General features: G+C 59.8%; 18 protein-coding genes and 1 tRNA gene. 15 read left to right on the top strand and 4 right to left on the bottom strand.

Translation table 11 applies throughout. The annotated features are described in order from the left end of the window. Positions 1–5 precede the first annotated feature (5 nt). Entirely contained in the window at positions 6–218 is a 213-nt protein-coding gene (locus tag G542_RS0107180) for a hypothetical protein (RefSeq protein WP_012696005.1), read from the top strand. A gap of 10 nt (positions 219–228) precedes the next feature. Here G542_RS0107180 and pstB read toward each other — a convergent pair whose 3' ends face one another. From pstB to pstS, 4 genes are all read right to left on the bottom strand, one after another. Next, on the bottom strand, positions 229–993 hold the full coding sequence (pstB, locus tag G542_RS0107175; RefSeq protein WP_027823764.1) for a phosphate ABC transporter ATP-binding protein PstB: 765 nt from the start codon (positions 991–993) through the stop codon (positions 229–231). A gap of 24 nt (positions 994–1,017) precedes the next feature. Continuing rightward, positions 1,018–1,863 carry a phosphate ABC transporter permease PstA gene (pstA, locus tag G542_RS16250; RefSeq protein ID WP_012696007.1) on the bottom strand — a complete coding sequence of 282 codons (846 nt, stop codon included), beginning with the start codon at positions 1,861–1,863 and terminating at the stop codon, positions 1,018–1,020. Positions 1,864–1,877: 14 nt separating this feature from the next. Next, positions 1,878–2,840 carry a phosphate ABC transporter permease subunit PstC gene (pstC, locus tag G542_RS0107165; protein WP_012696008.1) on the bottom strand — a complete coding sequence of 321 codons (963 nt, stop codon included), beginning with the start codon at positions 2,838–2,840 and terminating at the stop codon, positions 1,878–1,880. A 110-nt stretch (positions 2,841–2,950) separates the two neighbouring features. Then, the gene (gene pstS / locus G542_RS0107160) at positions 2,951–3,991 is read right to left on the bottom strand and encodes a phosphate ABC transporter substrate-binding protein PstS (protein ID WP_012696009.1); all 1,041 of its coding nucleotides are present in this window, start codon (positions 3,989–3,991) and stop codon (positions 2,951–2,953) included. Positions 3,992–4,154: 163 nt separating this feature from the next. Here pstS and tpiA point away from each other — a divergent pair, with 163 nt between their 5' ends. The 14 genes from tpiA (at position 4,155) to nuoK (ending at position 14,790) form a co-directional block, all read left to right on the top strand. Continuing rightward, positions 4,155–4,898, top strand: coding sequence for a triose-phosphate isomerase (gene tpiA, locus G542_RS0107155; protein WP_027823763.1), 744 nt, complete (start codon positions 4,155–4,157; stop codon positions 4,896–4,898). Between the two features lie 7 nt (positions 4,899–4,905). Further along, a complete protein-coding gene (secG, locus tag G542_RS0107150) occupies positions 4,906–5,268 on the top strand; it encodes a preprotein translocase subunit SecG (RefSeq protein ID WP_027823762.1) in 363 nt (120 codons plus the stop codon). Between the two features lie 15 nt (positions 5,269–5,283). Next, positions 5,284–5,368, top strand: a tRNA-Leu gene (locus G542_RS0107145). A 74-nt stretch (positions 5,369–5,442) separates the two neighbouring features. After that, positions 5,443–5,799 carry an NADH-quinone oxidoreductase subunit A gene (locus G542_RS0107140; protein WP_012696012.1) on the top strand — a complete coding sequence of 119 codons (357 nt, stop codon included), beginning with the start codon at positions 5,443–5,445 and terminating at the stop codon, positions 5,797–5,799. Further along, a complete protein-coding gene (locus tag G542_RS0107135) occupies positions 5,790–6,266 on the top strand; it encodes a NuoB/complex I 20 kDa subunit family protein (protein ID WP_012696013.1) in 477 nt (158 codons plus the stop codon). The genes G542_RS0107140 and G542_RS0107135 overlap by 10 nt, the downstream gene beginning before the upstream one ends. 12 nt (positions 6,267–6,278) lie before the next feature. Next, a complete protein-coding gene (locus tag G542_RS0107130) occupies positions 6,279–6,866 on the top strand; it encodes an NADH-quinone oxidoreductase subunit C (protein WP_012696014.1) in 588 nt (195 codons plus the stop codon). Then, on the top strand, positions 6,859–8,112 hold the full coding sequence (locus G542_RS0107125; RefSeq protein WP_012696015.1) for an NADH-quinone oxidoreductase subunit D: 1,254 nt from the start codon (positions 6,859–6,861) through the stop codon (positions 8,110–8,112). The genes G542_RS0107130 and G542_RS0107125 overlap by 8 nt, the downstream gene beginning before the upstream one ends. After that, the gene (gene nuoE / locus G542_RS0107120; protein WP_027823761.1) at positions 8,112–8,612 is read left to right on the top strand and encodes an NADH-quinone oxidoreductase subunit NuoE; all 501 of its coding nucleotides are present in this window, start codon (positions 8,112–8,114) and stop codon (positions 8,610–8,612) included. Before G542_RS0107125 ends, nuoE begins: the two co-directional genes overlap by 1 nt. Further along, on the top strand, positions 8,612–9,907 hold the full coding sequence (gene nuoF / locus G542_RS0107115) for an NADH-quinone oxidoreductase subunit NuoF (protein ID WP_027823760.1): 1,296 nt from the start codon (positions 8,612–8,614) through the stop codon (positions 9,905–9,907). Before nuoE ends, nuoF begins: the two co-directional genes overlap by 1 nt. 33 nt (positions 9,908–9,940) lie before the next feature. Next, entirely contained in the window at positions 9,941–12,265 is a 2,325-nt protein-coding gene (gene nuoG / locus G542_RS0107110; protein ID WP_027823759.1) for an NADH-quinone oxidoreductase subunit NuoG, read from the top strand. Positions 12,266–12,268: 3 nt separating this feature from the next. Continuing rightward, positions 12,269–13,315, top strand: coding sequence for an NADH-quinone oxidoreductase subunit NuoH (gene nuoH, locus G542_RS0107105; protein WP_012696019.1), 1,047 nt, complete (start codon positions 12,269–12,271; stop codon positions 13,313–13,315). Between the two features lie 20 nt (positions 13,316–13,335). Beyond that, positions 13,336–13,815 (top strand): NADH-quinone oxidoreductase subunit NuoI, encoded by a 480-nt coding sequence (gene nuoI / locus G542_RS0107100; RefSeq protein ID WP_373276926.1) that lies wholly within the window; start codon positions 13,336–13,338, stop codon positions 13,813–13,815. 8 nt (positions 13,816–13,823) lie between these two features. Next, the gene (locus G542_RS0107095) at positions 13,824–14,459 is read left to right on the top strand and encodes an NADH-quinone oxidoreductase subunit J (protein ID WP_012696021.1); all 636 of its coding nucleotides are present in this window, start codon (positions 13,824–13,826) and stop codon (positions 14,457–14,459) included. A 25-nt stretch (positions 14,460–14,484) separates the two neighbouring features. Beyond that, positions 14,485–14,790, top strand: a complete 306-nt coding sequence (nuoK, locus tag G542_RS0107090; RefSeq protein ID WP_012696022.1) for an NADH-quinone oxidoreductase subunit NuoK — start codon at positions 14,485–14,487, stop codon at positions 14,788–14,790. Positions 14,791–14,802 lie beyond the last annotated feature (12 nt).

Here is a 14,802-nt window from a genome sequence, read left to right as displayed (position 1 = left end):
ATGACATGCCATTTTTCTGGCGAGTGCTGCCGTGGGTGCTGCTGGCACTGGGGCAGCGGTTTCAGGGGCGGCTGGCCCGCAGGGGGCCGTGGATGCTGATCGTCTGGCAGACGCTGTCGACCCTGCTGGCGAACGTGGCCCGGCAGAAGCAGCAAGATGCCCGCACGGCAAAACGCCCGTCCGGCAGGAACGGGCGTTCGGGCAGCACACGGGGCTGAGGGAGAGGAGTCAGCCGAACTTGCCGGTGATGTAATCCTCAGTCGCCTTCTGCTTCGGCGTGGTGAAAATGGTGTCGGTCTGGTCGAATTCGATCAGCTCGCCCAGGTACATGTAGGCGGTGTAGTCCGATACGCGGGCAGCCTGCTGCATGTTGTGGGTGACGATGGCGATGGTGTAGTTCTCCTTGAGCTCGTGCACCAGCTCCTCGATCTGTGCCGTCGAGATCGGGTCCAGTGCCGAAGTCGGCTCGTCCAGCAGCAGCACCTCGGGCTTGGAGGCCACGGCGCGGGCGATGCACAGGCGCTGTTGCTGGCCGCCGGACAGCGAGTTGCCGGACTGGTTGAGCTTGTTTTTCACCTCGTCCCAGATGGCGGCCTTGCGCAGGGCCCATTCCACCCGTTCTTCCAGTTCGCTCTTGCTGAGCTTTTCGTAGAGGCGCACGCCGAAGGCCACGTTGTCGAAAATCGACATCGGGAACGGGGTCGGCTTCTGGAACACCATGCCGACCTTGGCGCGCAGCAGGTTCACGTCCACGTCACGGCCGAGGATGTTCTTGCCGTCCAGCAGCAGTTCGCCTTCGGCACGCAGGCCCGGATACAGCTCGTACATGCGGTTGAAAATCCGCAGCAGTGTCGATTTGCCGCATCCCGACGGGCCGATGAAGGCGGTGACCTTGCCGGTCGGGATCTGCATGTTGATGCTCTTGAGGGCGTGGAAATTGCCGTAGTAGAAGTTGAGGTCCTTGACCTCGAGCTTGATGTTTTCGTTGGTCATCATGGTCGCAGTATCCGGTAAGGCTTATTTGTGGGCGTTTTTGCTGCCCAGCACGCGGGCGAGGATGTTGAGGGCAAGGACGCTGAAGGTGATCAGCAACGAGCCGGCCCAGGCCAGCGTGTGCCAGTCGTCGTACGGGCTCATGGCGAACTGGAAGATCACGATCGGCAGGTTGGCCATCGGCGCGTTCATGTCCGAATTCCAGAACTGGTTGTTGAGCGCGGTGAACAGCAGCGGAGCGGTTTCGCCGGAAATGCGGGCCACGGCCAGCAGGATGCCAGTCAGCACCCCGGCCTTGGAGGCACGCAGGGTGACACCGAGGATCACCTTCCACTGCGGAGCACCCAGTGCTGCCGCGGCTTCACGCAGGCTGTTGGGCACGAGGCGCAGCATGTTTTCCGTCGTGCGCACCACCACCGGAATCACGATCAGGGCCAGCGCCATCGAGCCGGCCCAGCCGGAAAAGTGGCCGACCGACACGACGTAGACTTCGTAGATGAACAGGCCGATCACGATTGACGGCGCCGACAGCAGGATGTCGTTGATGAAGCGCGTGGCCGGAGCCAGCCAGCCGCGGTTGCCGAACTCGGCCAGGTACACGCCGGCCAGGATGCCGATCGGCGTGCCGATCAGGGTGCCGAAGAACGTCATCAGCAGGCTGCCGTAGATGGCGTTGGCCAGACCGCCCTGGCTGCCTGGCGGCGGGGTGATCTTGGTGAAGATGTCCGGAGAAATGCCCGACAGGCCGTTGGCCAGCAGGGTGTAGAGGATCCAGGCCAGCCAGAACAGGCCGAACGCCACCGTGGCCATCGACATGGTCAGGTTGAAGGCATTGGTGAAACGGCGGCGCTGATAGAGGGATTTGTTCATGATGAATGTCTCGCTTAGCTCTGCTTGCCTTCGTTTTTCTTCAGGCGCAACAGCAGCAGCTTGGAGCAGGCGAGCACCACAAAGGTGATGAAGAACAGGATCAGGCCGAGTTCGATCAGGGACGACAGGTAGAGCGTGCCGTCGGCTTCGGCAAATTCGTTGGCCAGGGCCGAGGCAATCGAGTTGCCCGGTTCGAACAGGGCGGCGGAAATCTGGTAGGCGTTGCCGATCACGAAGGTGACGGCCATGGTTTCACCGAGGGCGCGGCCGAGTCCGAGCATGATGCCGCCGACCACGCCGGTCTTGGTATAGGGCAGGACGACGTAGCGCACGACTTCCCAGGTAGTGGCGCCAAGGCCGTAGGCCGATTCCTTGAACATCGGCGGCACGACTTCAAAGACGTCACGCATGACCGAGGCGATGAACGGGATGATCATGATGCCGAGGATCAGGCCGGCGGTGAAAATGCCGATGCCGATCGGGAATCCCTGGAACAGGGCGCCGAGTACTGGCAGTTCGCCCAGGTGCTCGATCATCCACGGCTGGATGTGTTCGGAGAAAAATGGTGCGAAAACGAACAGGCCCCACATGCCGTAGATGATCGACGGGATGCCGGCCAGCAGTTCGATGGCAATGCCCAGAGGACGGCGCAGCCATGCCGGACAGAGTTCGGTCAGGAAGACGGCGATGCCGAATGACACCGGAACGCCAACCAGCAGGGCAATGGCGGAGGTGATGAGGGTGCCGTAGATCGGTGCCAGTGCGCCGAAGTTTTCCTGCACCGGATCCCACGCATCAGTAAACAGGAAGCCAAAACCGAACTTGCTGATGGACGGCATGGCACCGATGACCAGCGAGCCCAGGATGCCCAGAAGCAGGGCCAGCACGAAAAAGGCAAAGAACCGCGTCGCCATCCGGAACAGCATGTCGAGCTGTTTCTGCCGGGCAAGCTGGCGTTCAAGAGGGCTGAGTTCCATGGAGTGTGTACTCTGGCTGACAGTGGAAAAAGCCGGGGAGGATACTTCCCCGGCTCGGAGTGTCAATCTCCCCCGAGCCGAGTGGTCGGGAGAAACTGCCGATTTTATGTTTATTTCCAGACGGATTTGCCGTTGGCATCAAGAATATTTTGTTTCCAGCTGTCGCGGATCATCTTCTGGACATTGTCCGGCAGCGGGATGTAGTCGAGGTCCAGTGCCATCTTGCTGCCGTCGGTATAGGCCCAGTTGAAGAACTTGAGGGCTTCGAGCGCCTGGGCGGTGTTGTCCGGCTTTTTCGGCATCAGGATGAAGGTGGCGCTGGTGATCGGCCACGAATCCTTGCCCGGCTGGTTGGTCAGGATTTCATAGAAATCGTTCTTGATGCTCCACTTGGCGTTGGCTGCCGCGGCCTTGAAGGTGGCTTCGTCCGGCTGCACGAATACTCCGGCCTCGTTTTTCAGGGCTGCATGCGGGATCTTGTTCTGCTTGGCGTAGGCGTATTCCACGTAGCCGATCGAGCCCTTGAGCTTGGTCACGTAGTTGGCGACCCCTTCGTTACCCTTGCCGCCGACGGTCTTGCCGGGCCAGTTGACTGCGGCATCGGCTCCGACATCCTTGGCCCAGGACGGGGAGACCTTGGACAGGTAGTTGGTGAACACGAAGGTGGTGCCTGAGCCGTCAGAGCGGCGGACCGGATAGATGCCGGTGGCCGGCAGGTTGACGCCCGGATTGATCTGGCGGATGGCCGGGTCGTTCCATTTGGTGATCTTGCCCATGTAGATGTCGGCCAGCAGCGGACCGGTCAGCTTGAGCTGGCCCGGCTGGATGCCGGGGATGTTGACGACCGGTACCACGCCGCCAACGACGGTCGGGAACTGGGTCAGGCCGGCTTCCTGGAGTTCTTCCGGCTTGAGAGGCTTGTCGGAGGCTCCGAAGTCCACCGTGCGCGACTTGATCTGCTTGATGCCGCCACCGGAACCGATCGACTGGTAATTCATGGCGTTGCCGGTCTTGACCTTGTAGGCTTCGGCCCATTTGGCGTACAGCGGATAAGGAAAGGTGGCGCCGGCACCGGTGATGTTGGCCGCATGGGCGACGGCGAAACTTCCGGCGAGAGTGGCTGCGGCAGCGATACGGACGGACAGGTTCATCAGGGTGCTCCGTGGTGGGGCCTAGTGAAGGGATGGCGCTGATGGTAGAGCGGTCGTTTTTCAGAATTATTACAAGTCGTGTAACGATGCACCGGCTGGACAGCTCAACGGGTGTGCTCATATATAATGCGCGCTTTGCAAGATTCGGCTGGTGGTGTACGCAATGGCAAAACGGGTAATCGGCAACTGGAAGATGTTTGGTCGGCAGGCACGCAATGCCGAGCTGGTGGCGGCGTTGCTGGCTGATCCGGCATGTGATGCCAGGCATGTGTCACTGGGTGTGCCGACGGTGTATCTGGGACAGGTTGCCAGTCTGTTGTCCGGGCGCCGGACGGGGTTGGCAGCGCAGGATGTCAGCCGTTTTTCTGCTGATGGTGCCTATACAGGTGAGGTTTCTGCTGCCATGCTGGCCGACTGCGGTTGCCGGGAGGTGTTGCTCGGGCATTCCGAACGTCGTCAGTATTTTGGCGAGGGCGATGCCTCGTTGCGGTTGAAGGTCAACGCCGTCTACGCTGCTGGTCTGTTGCCGGTCGTGTGCGTCGGGGAAAGCCTGTCCGAGCGCGCGGCAGGCAATCATCTGGCGTTTGTGGCTGCACAAATTGAAGGGGTGCGGGATGTGCTTTCCGGGCGTGCGCAGGTCTGCATCGCTTATGAGCCTGTCTGGGCGATTGGCACGGGGCAGGTGGCCGGTCTCGACCAGATTGCCGAGATGCATGATGCCATCCGTGAAAAAGTTTTTGACTGTTCCGGAAAGTCCTGTAATATCTCCGTCCTCTACGGCGGATCGGTCAAGGCTGATAATGTCGATGAGATTATGACGCTGCCGCAAGTTGATGGTGCGCTGGTTGGTGGGGCTTCTCTCGACGCGGCGCAGTTTAGAAAAATTTGCGAAACAGCAGCGAAATAGATAAAGTATGGAAATTCTAAAAACCCTAGTATGGATCGTTAACATTGTCTCCGCAATTGCGGTGATTGTGTTGGTGCTCATGCAGCATGGCAAAGGTGCTGATATGGGGGCCGCTTTTGGTAGCGGATCTTCCGGGAGCTTATTTGGCGCTAGTGGTTCGGCAAATTTTTTGAGTCGGACAACTGCGGTTTGTTCGACAGTGTTCTTTGCGACCTGTCTGGCAATGGCTCTAATGTTTGGTGTGCCCAAGAAAGAAAATGCACTGGGCGTCATGAGTGGTCAGGCTGTTCCTCAAAAGGTTCAGCAGAATGCAGGTGACAATTTAGCAAATCAGAATTCCAATCCTTTCGGAAACAAGATTCCGGACTGATTAAGATTGACTGATGCCGACATGGTGGAATTGGTAGACACGCTATCTTGAGGGGGTAGTGACTGCGGTCGTGTGAGTTCGAGTCTCACTGTCGGCACCAAAAAAATTAAAACCGGATAAACGGTTGTCAATAAAGGGAGCGATGCTCCCTTTTTTTTGGGGGTAAATCGGGATATGCTGGAGAACTATTTCCCTGTCCTCATGTTTGTCATTATTGGCATCATGGTGGGTGTCGTTCCAATTTTGCTGGGCAAGCTGATTTCTCCCAATCGGCCAGACCCGGAAAAAAACTCTCCCTATGAGTGCGGCTTCGAGGCATTTGAAGATGCCCGGATGAAGTTCGATGTCCGCTACTATCTCGTTGCCATCCTTTTCATTCTGTTCGACCTCGAAATTGCATTCCTGTTCCCGTGGGCCATCGTGCTGCGGGAAATCGGCATGTTCGGCTTTGGCGCCATGCTGGTATTCCTCGCGATTCTCGTGGTCGGCTTTATCTACGAGTGGAAAAAAGGAGCGCTGGAATGGGAATAGAAGGCGTACTCGAAAAGGGCTTCATCACCACTTCTGCTGACAAGGTCCTGAACTGGACGCGCACAGGCTCGCTGTGGCCCATGACGTTCGGTCTTGCCTGCTGTGCGGTGGAGATGATGCATGCTGGTGCTTCGCGCTATGACCTTGACCGGTTCGGTATCGTGTTCCGTCCCAGTCCGCGCCAGTCCGACCTGATGATCGTGGCAGGCACGCTGTGCAACAAGATGGCTCCGGCCCTGCGCAAGGTTTACGACCAGATGGCCGAGCCGCGCTGGGTGTTGTCCATGGGCTCGTGTGCCAATGGCGGGGGGTATTACCACTATTCGTATTCCGTGGTGCGCGGTTGCGACCGCATCGTCCCGGTAGACGTGTATGTGCCAGGATGCCCGCCGACAGCCGAAGCACTGCTGTACGGCATCATCCAGCTCCAGAATAAAATCAAACGTACCTGTACCATCGCCCGATAAAAGGATACGCACATGGCATCAAGCCTTGACGCGTTGAAGGCCCGGGTGGAGTCGCTTTTGGGCGACCACCTGGAGTCGGCGACCATCGACCGTGGCGAGCTGACAATCGTCTGTTCCGCTTCCTCTATTGCCGTTAGCTGCCAGTTGCTGCGTGATCAGGCCGGTTTCGACCAGTGCATTGATCTGTGCGGCATGGATTACAGCACCTACCGGGACGGCCTGCATGACAGGCCGCGTTTTGCCGTGGTGCTGCATCTGATGTCCGTGCAGAACAACCAGCGGTTGCGCGTGCGCTTCTTTGCTCCGGATGACGACTTTCCGGTTGTGCCGTCCCTGATTGATGTATGGGCATCGGTCAACTGGTACGAGCGCGAAGCATTCGACATGTACGGCATCGTGTTCGAAGGTCACCCGGACCTGAGGCGCATCCTGACCGACTACGGTTTTGTCGGCCACCCCTTCCGCAAGGACTTCCCGGTTTCCGGTCATGTCGAGATGCGGTATGACCCGACCGAAGGCCGCGTCATTTACCAGCCGGTGACCATTGAGCCGCGCGAGATTACTCCGCGCATCATCCGCGAGGAGAATTACGGTGGCTGAAATCCGCAATTACACGCTGAACTTCGGTCCGCAGCACCCGGCGGCCCACGGTGTGCTGCGTCTGGTGCTTGAACTCGATGGCGAGGTGGTCGAGCGTGCCGACCCGCACATCGGCCTGCTGCACCGGGGTACGGAAAAACTGGCAGAAACCAAGACATTCCTGCAAAACGTGCCGTACATGGACCGTCTTGACTACATGTCGATGATGGCCAACGAGCACGCTTACGTCATGGCAATAGAAAAGCTGCTTGGCGTTGACGTGCCGTTGCGGGCCCAGTACATCCGCGTGATGTTTGACGAAATCACCCGGATTCTCAACCACCTGCTGTGGGTGGGGGCGCACGGTCTTGATATCGGGGCCATGACCGTCTTCCTGTACGCATTCCGCGAGCGCGAAGACCTGATGGACTGTTATGAGGCCGTATCCGGTGCGCGCATGCATGCCGCTTATTACCGTCCGGGCGGAGTCTATCGCGACCTGCCGGACAGCATGCCGCAATACGAATTCTCCAAGATCAAGAACGACCGTGAACTGGCCCGCCTCAACGAAAATCGCCAGGGCAGCCTGCTTGATTTCATTGACGATTTCACCAGCCGCTTCCCGAAGTGTGTTGACGAATATGAAACCCTGCTGACGGATAACCGGATCTGGAAGCAGCGTACGGTCGGCATTGGTGTCGTCTCGCCCGAGCGCGCCCTGCAACTGGGCTTTACCGGCGCCATGTTGCGCGGTTCCGGTATCGAGTGGGACGTCCGCAAGAAGCAGCCTTACGAAGTATATGACCGTCTGGATTTCGACATTCCGGTCGGAGTCAACGGCGACTGCTACGACCGTTATCTGGTCCGTATCGAGGAGCTGCGCCAGTCGAACCGCATCATCAAGCAGTGTGTCGACTGGCTGCGCAAGAATCCGGGGCCGGTCATTACCGACAACCACAAGGTTGCGCCTCCCTGCCGTGCCGACATGAAGAGCAACATGGAAGAGCTGATCCATCACTTCAAGCTCTTCTCCGAAGGCATGCACGTGCCGGAAGGCGAGGCCTATGTCGGCATCGAGCATCCGAAGGGCGAGTTCGGCATCTACCTCGTGTCCGATGGCGCCAACAAGCCGTACCGCCTGAAGATCCGGGCACCGGGCTATGCCCACCTGTCGTCGATGGATGAAATGAGCCGTGGCCACATGCTGGCCGACGTGGTCTCCATCATCGGCACCCAGGATATCGTTTTCGGGGAGATTGACCGCTGATGTTGTCGCCAGAAGCACTGCAACTGATCGATCGTGAAGTTGCCAAATACCCGGCAGACCAGGCTCGTTCAGCCGTGATGGGCGCACTGCGCATTGCACTGACCGAGCGTCGCGAACAAGGCCGGACACCGGAAGAGCGTTGCCTGACCACCGAACTGGTCGAGTTCGTGGCCGATTATCTGGGCATTCCACCTGTGGCGGTCTACGAGGTTGCCACCTTTTACAACATGTACGACATGAAGCCGGTCGGCAAGTACAAGCTGACGGTTTGCACCAACCTGCCCTGTGCCCTGCGCGGCGGAGTGGATACGGCAGACTACCTGCAGAAAAAACTCGGGATTGCACTGGGCGAAACTACCGCTGACGGCAAGTTCACCCTGCTGGAAGGGGAGTGCATGGGCGCCTGCGGTGATGCTCCAGTCCTGCTGGTGAACAACCACAAGATGTGCAGTTTCATGACCCCCGAAGCGATCGACCAGAAACTTGCGGAGTTCGAATAATGGCTGTGTACGTATCCGGCGTCATTTTCGACGGTGTCGATACTTCGGACGCCAACTGCTGGAAGCTGGACGCCTACGTCAAGCGCGGCGGTTACCAGGCACTGAAAAAGATCATCGGCAACAAGATTCCGCAAGAAGACGTGATTGCCGAAGTCAAGGGCTCCAACCTGCGTGGCCGAGGCGGCGCAGGTTTCCCGACCGGACTGAAGTGGTCGTTCATGCCGCGCTCGTTCCCGGGTGACAAATATCTCGTTTGCAATACCGACGAAGGCGAACCCGGTACTTTCAAGGACCGCGACATCCACCGCTTCAACCCGCACGCCCTGATTGAAGGCATGATCATTGCGGCTTACGCCATGGGCGTGAAGCGTGGCTACAACTATATCCACGGCGAAATCTTCGAGGAATACCAGCGCTTTGAAGAAGCACTGGACGAAGCCCGTCGTGCCGGCCTGCTGGGCAACAACATCTTGGACAGCGAGTTCAGTTTCGACCTCTTCGCCCACCACGGCTACGGCGCGTACATCTGCGGTGAAGAAACGGCACTCCTCGAGTCCCTGGAGGGCAAGAAAGGCCAGCCGCGCTTCAAGCCGCCGTTCCCGGCTTCGTTCGGCCTTTACGGCAAGCCCACCACCATCAACAACACCGAATCGTTTGCTTCGGTGCCGTTCATCATCCGCGACGGCGGGCAGAGCTTCCTCGAGAAGGGCAAGCCCAACAACGGCGGTACCAAGCTGTTCTCGGTATCCGGGCACGTCAATCGTCCGGGCAACTTCGAAGTACCGCTGGGTACGCCGTTTGCCGAGCTGCTGGAAATGGCCGGTGGCATGAAGGACGGCAAGAAGCTCAAGGCCGTGATCCCGGGCGGTTCTTCCGCACCGGTGTTGCCCGCCGACATCATGATGGACTGCACCATGGACTACGACAGCATCGCCAAGGCCGGTTCGATGCTCGGCTCCGGTGCGGTGATCGTCATGAACGAGGACGTGTGCATGGTCAAGGCCCTGGAGCGTCTGGCGTACTTCTACCACGAAGAGTCCTGTGGCCAGTGCACGCCGTGCCGTGAGGGAACCGGCTGGCTTTACCGCATCATCCATCGCATCGAGCACGGCGAGGGCCGTCCGGAAGACCTGGATCTCCTCGCTTCGGTCGGCAACAACATGGCCGGCCGCACGATCTGTGCCCTGGCTGATGCCGCCGTGTTCCCGGTCCGCAGCTTCACCAAACACTTCCGCAACGAGTTCGAGTACCACATCGAGCACAAGAAGTGTCTGGTCAACCACAAATGGTGTTAACCGGCGCAGCCGGTTGAAGAAAAGAGCGCAACGATGGCACTCGAAATCGAAATCGACGGTAAAAAGCTGACCGTTCCCGACGGCAGCACGGTGATGGAGGCGGCCAAATCGGCCGGTACCTACATCCCGCATTTCTGCTACCACAAGAAACTCTCGATCGCCGCCAACTGCCGCATGTGTCTGGTCGAGGTGGAAAAGGCGCCCAAGCCCCTGCCGGCCTGCGCCACTCCGGTCACTGACGGCATGAAGGTATTCACCCATTCTGATCTGGCCCTGAAGGCCCAGAAGGGTGTGATGGAGTTCCTGCTGATCAATCACCCGCTTGACTGCCCGATCTGTGACCAGGGCGGCGAATGCCAGTTGCAGGATCTGGCGGTGGGTTACGGCAATACCCGGAGTCGTTACCAGGAAGACAAGCGTTCGGTCGTGGGCAAGGAAATGGGCCCCCTGGTCTCTGCAGAGGAAATGTCCCGCTGCATCCACTGCACCCGCTGCGTGCGCTTTACCGAGGAAATCGGCGGCTTCCAGGAAATCGGCATGGCCAACCGGGGCGAGCTCTCGGAAATCCTGCCTTTCCTCGGCAAGACCGTGGACTCGGAAATTTCCGGTAACGTGATCGACCTCTGCCCGGTCGGTGCGCTGACCAGCAAGCCGTTCCGCTACAGTGCCCGGCCGTGGGAACTGTCGCGCCGCAAGTCAGTGGCGCCGCATGACGGTCTGGGCAGCAATCTGGTGGTGCAGGTCAAGAATCATCGCGTGCTGCGCGTGCTGCCGCTGGAAAACGAGCAGCTCAACGAATGCTGGCTCTCCGACCGTGACCGCTTCTCTTATGAAGGGCTCAACAGCGAGAACCGCCTGACCCGGCCGATGGTCAAGCAGGACGGCAAATGGATTGAAACCGACTGGGCTGCTGCGCTCGATTATGTCTCGCATGCCCTGAAGGACGTGCAGGGCCGAGAAGGCGCGGAGCAGATCGGCTTTATCGGCTCGTCGCATGCCACGCTGGAAGAACTGTTCCTGTTCAAGCGTCTGGCCTCTGCCCTGGGCGTCAGACATGTCGATGCCCGTACGCGCCGCAGTGATTTCCGCGCAGACGGCAAGCAGGGCGGTGCCCTGTGGCTGGGGCGTACGGTGGCCAGCCTGTCTGACCTGTCGGCGGCCCTGGTGGTGGGCAGCCAGCTGCGCAAGGAGCAGCCGCTGGTGGCGTCCCGCCTGCGTCAGGCAGTCAAAAAAGGCCTGAAGCTTTCCGTGGTCGGTCTGGCCGATGACGACCTGCGTTGCGCTGTCAGCAGCAAGAGCATCGTCAAGCCGTCCGGACTGGTGCCGGCACTGGCCCGGGTGCTGCGTGCAGTGGCCGAGGCCCGTGATACTTCGCCGTCCATTGACGTACGTGCAGTCGAGGTGGATGACGCTGCCCGTCGCATGGCGGCCGACCTGATCGCCGCAGAAGGCAATGCAGCCATCATGCTGGGGGCGCAGGCCGAGCAGCATCCGCGTTTTGCCGAACTTCTGGTGCTGGCCAACGACATTGCCCGTTTGACCGGTGCCACGGCAGGTGTGCTGACTGCAGCCGCCAACAGCGTAGGCGCCGAACTGGTTTGCCGTCCGGAGGCCGGTTGCGACATGCAGGCCATGCTGACTGCGCCGCGGGCTGCCTACGTGTTGCTGAACGTAGAGCCGGATGCGGACCTGGCCTTGGCCGAGGCTGCCCGTGTTGCCCTGGCCCAGGCCAAGACTGTTGCCGCGCTGACCGCATTCAAGACACCGGCCTTGCTGGAAATGGCTGATGTGCTGCTGCCGGTTGCACCGTTTACCGAAACCGCGGGTGCCTTCGTCAACATGGAAGGCCGCCTGCAATCGTTCAACGGAGTGGTCAAGCCGCTGGGGGATACCCGTCCGGCCTGGAAGGTCCTGCGCGTGCTGGGCAACCTGGTTGGCGCGGCCGGTTTTGATTACGAAACGGTTGAAGCCGTGCGTGCCGAATGTCTGGGCAACGGCGATATCGCCGGGCTGCTGGACAACGGGTTGACCGGCCTGAGCGTGTCGGTTGCTGCGACACCGGTCGCAGGGCTGGAGCGTCTGGCCGAGGTGCCGCTGTATGCACTGGACCCGCTGGTGCGGCAGGCTCCGAGCCTGCAGGCTACGCGCGATGCCCGGGAGGCCGGTGTGGCCCGCGTGCATCCGGACACGCTTGCCGCGCTGGGCCTGTCGGAAGGGACTGCCGTGGCGGTGGTGAATGGCCGTGACGTGCCGGTGACGCTGGCTGCCTGCCGTGCGGTACCCGAAGGTGTGGTACGCCTGGCGGTTAGCGCTGCGGCCGGTCTGTCGTCCGACTCCATTGAACTGAAGCGAGGGTAAGCCATGGAACTCCTGCAATCCCTGCTGGGGGCCGAACTGGGCATGACTGCCTGGACCCTGATCAAGATTGTCGCCATCGTGCTGCCGCTGATGGGCTGCGTGGCGTACCTGACGCTGGCCGAGCGCAAGGTGATCGGCTACATGCAGGTCCGGATAGGACCGAACCGCGTGGGTCCGAAAGGGCTGCTGCAACCGATCGCTGACGCGCTCAAGCTCCTGAGCAAGGAAATCATTTTCCCGACCAAGGCCAACAAAAGCCTGTTCGTGCTGGGCCCGGTGCTGTCCATTGCTCCGGCACTGGCCGCATGGGCGGTGATTCCGTTCACTCCGGATCTGGTGCTGGCCAACATCGATGCGTCGCTGCTCTACATCATGGCCATCACTTCGATGGGTGTGTATGGCGTCATCATTGCTGGTTGGGCCGCCAACTCCAAGTACTCCTTCCTTGGCGCCATGCGTTCGGCGGCACAAATCGTGTCGTACGAAATCGCCATGGGTTTTGCCTTGGTCGGAGTGCTGATGGCATCGGGTTCGCTCAACCTGGTCGAGATCGTCGAGCAGCAGGGCCACGGCATGATGGGTGGCTCGGTGTTGTCGTGGAACTGGCTGCCGCTCTTCCCGTTTTTTATCGTGTACCTGATTTCCGGCGTGGCCGAAACCAACCGTGCGCCTTTTGACGTAGCTGAAGGTGAATCGGAAATTGTGGCGGGTTTCCACGTTGAATATTCGGGCATGGCCTTCGCGGTGTTCTTCCTCGCCGAATACGCCAACATGATCCTGATTTCGCTCATGGTCTCGCTGATGTTCCTCGGCGGCTGGCTGTCGCCGCTGCCGGCATCGGTTCCGGTGCTGGGGGCTCCGGGTTTCGTGTGGCTGGCTGCCAAGACCGCTTTTGTGCTGTTCCTCTTCCTGTGGTTCCGTGCCACTTTCCCGCGCTATCGTTATGACCAGATCATGCGCTTGGGCTGGAAGGTGTTTATCCCGGTGACGCTCGTCTGGCTTGTGGTGGTTGGAGCCTGGATGATGAGCCCGTTGTCGATCTGGCAGTAAGGGGCGGTGGAGACATCATGATCAAGCAATTCTTCAAGACCTTCCTGCTCGCGGAGCTGGTCAAGGGCATGACAGTGACCGGGCGTCACCTGTTCAGCCGCAAGATCACCGTGCAGTACCCGGAAGAACGTACACCGGTATCGCCGCGTTTCCGCGGGCTGCATGCCCAGCGCCGTTATCCCAACGGCGAAGAGCGCTGCATTGCCTGCAAGCTGTGCGAAGCGGTCTGTCCGGCCATGGCCATCACCATCGATTCCGAGCAGCGCGCTGACGGTACCCGCCGTACCACGCGCTACGAGATCGATTACCAGAAGTGCATTTTCTGCGGCTTCTGCGAAGAGGCCTGTCCGACTGATGCCATCGTCGAGACCCACATCTTCGAATTCCACGGGGAAAAGAAGGGCGATCTCTACTACACGAAGCCGATGCTGCTGGCGATTGGTGACCAGTACGAGGCCGAGATCGCGAAAAACCGTGAACTCGACGCCAAATACCGCTAGGGGGTGACATGTCGTTCCAGCTGATCCTGTTCTATGCGCTGTCGGTCCTGCTGGTGTATGCCGGGCTGCGCGTGATTACTGCCAAGAACCCGGTGCATGCCGTGCTGCACCTGGTGCTGGCCTTCTTTGTGTCCGCCGGACACTGGCTCCTGATCGAGGCAGAGTTCCTCGCCATTGCGCTGGTGCTGGTGTACGTCGGTGCCGTGATGGTGCTGTTCCTCTTCGTGGTGATGATGCTTGACATCAACTTCGAGAAACTGCGGGAAGGTTTCTGGAAGCACCTGCCGTTTGCCGGGCTGGTAGCGGTCGTGCTCATTGCCGAACTGGCCTACGTGCTGACCTCACCGGCGGCCGGGCTGTCCGACATGCCGTCTCCGGCGGCGCTGGCGGCAGACTATTCGAACGTCAAGGATCTCGGACGGCAGATCTACACCGTCTATCTGTATCCGTTCGAACTGGCTGCGGTACTGCTGCTGCTGGCCATTGTGGCCGCGATCGCGCTGACCCAGCGCAACCGCAAGGATACCAAGTGGGTGGATCCGGCAGTGCAGGTCATGGCTCGTCGCGAAGACCGCGTACGCATCGTCAAGATGCAGGCGGTCAAGCGCGAGGAAGAGCAGGCCACCGAAGACTCGGCCGCCTGAGCGCCGCAACAAGGGGAAAACACTCATGCTCACACTGACGCATTATCTGGTGCTCGCGGCCGTGATGTTCGCCATCAGCGTGCTCGGGATCTTCCTGAACCGCAAGAATGTCATCGTGCTGCTGATGGCAATCGAGCTGATGCTGCTGGCGGTGAACTTCAACTTCATTGCTTTTGCACACTACTTCGGTGACACGGCAGGACAGATTTTCGTGTTCTTCGTGCTGACCGTGGCAGCGGCAGAATCGGCCATCGGTCTGGCGATCCTGGTCGTACTGTTCCGTAACCTCGCCACGATCAACGTCGAGGATCTCGGTCAACTCAAGGGCTAAGCCGGGAAATAG

This window comes from Laribacter hongkongensis DSM 14985 (assembly GCF_000423285.1).
Classification (GTDB): Bacteria; Pseudomonadota; Gammaproteobacteria; order Burkholderiales; family Aquaspirillaceae; genus Laribacter; species Laribacter hongkongensis.
The sequence above is the reverse complement of the archived record's forward strand: the minus strand, read 5'-3'. Positions and strand labels throughout refer to the sequence as shown.

Coding starts and splice junctions, on each gene's coding strand:
- G542_RS0107180 (WP_012696005.1), top strand. CDS start 6: ATGCCATTTTTCTGGCGAGTGCTGCCGTGGGTGCTGCTGGCACTGGGG.
- pstB (WP_027823764.1), bottom strand. CDS start 993: ATGACCAACGAAAACATCAAGCTCGAGGTCAAGGACCTCAACTTCTAC.
- pstA (WP_012696007.1), bottom strand. CDS start 1,863: ATGAACAAATCCCTCTATCAGCGCCGCCGTTTCACCAATGCCTTCAAC.
- pstC (WP_012696008.1), bottom strand. CDS start 2,840: ATGGAACTCAGCCCTCTTGAACGCCAGCTTGCCCGGCAGAAACAGCTC.
- pstS (WP_012696009.1), bottom strand. CDS start 3,991: ATGAACCTGTCCGTCCGTATCGCTGCCGCAGCCACTCTCGCCGGAAGT.
- tpiA (WP_027823763.1), top strand. CDS start 4,155: ATGGCAAAACGGGTAATCGGCAACTGGAAGATGTTTGGTCGGCAGGCA.
- secG (WP_027823762.1), top strand. CDS start 4,906: ATGGAAATTCTAAAAACCCTAGTATGGATCGTTAACATTGTCTCCGCA.
- G542_RS0107140 (WP_012696012.1), top strand. CDS start 5,443: ATGCTGGAGAACTATTTCCCTGTCCTCATGTTTGTCATTATTGGCATC.
- G542_RS0107135 (WP_012696013.1), top strand. CDS start 5,790: ATGGGAATAGAAGGCGTACTCGAAAAGGGCTTCATCACCACTTCTGCT.
- G542_RS0107130 (WP_012696014.1), top strand. CDS start 6,279: ATGGCATCAAGCCTTGACGCGTTGAAGGCCCGGGTGGAGTCGCTTTTG.
- nuoE (WP_027823761.1), top strand. CDS start 8,112: ATGTTGTCGCCAGAAGCACTGCAACTGATCGATCGTGAAGTTGCCAAA.
- nuoF (WP_027823760.1), top strand. CDS start 8,612: ATGGCTGTGTACGTATCCGGCGTCATTTTCGACGGTGTCGATACTTCG.
- nuoG (WP_027823759.1), top strand. CDS start 9,941: ATGGCACTCGAAATCGAAATCGACGGTAAAAAGCTGACCGTTCCCGAC.
- nuoH (WP_012696019.1), top strand. CDS start 12,269: ATGGAACTCCTGCAATCCCTGCTGGGGGCCGAACTGGGCATGACTGCC.
- G542_RS0107095 (WP_012696021.1), top strand. CDS start 13,824: ATGTCGTTCCAGCTGATCCTGTTCTATGCGCTGTCGGTCCTGCTGGTG.
- nuoK (WP_012696022.1), top strand. CDS start 14,485: ATGCTCACACTGACGCATTATCTGGTGCTCGCGGCCGTGATGTTCGCC.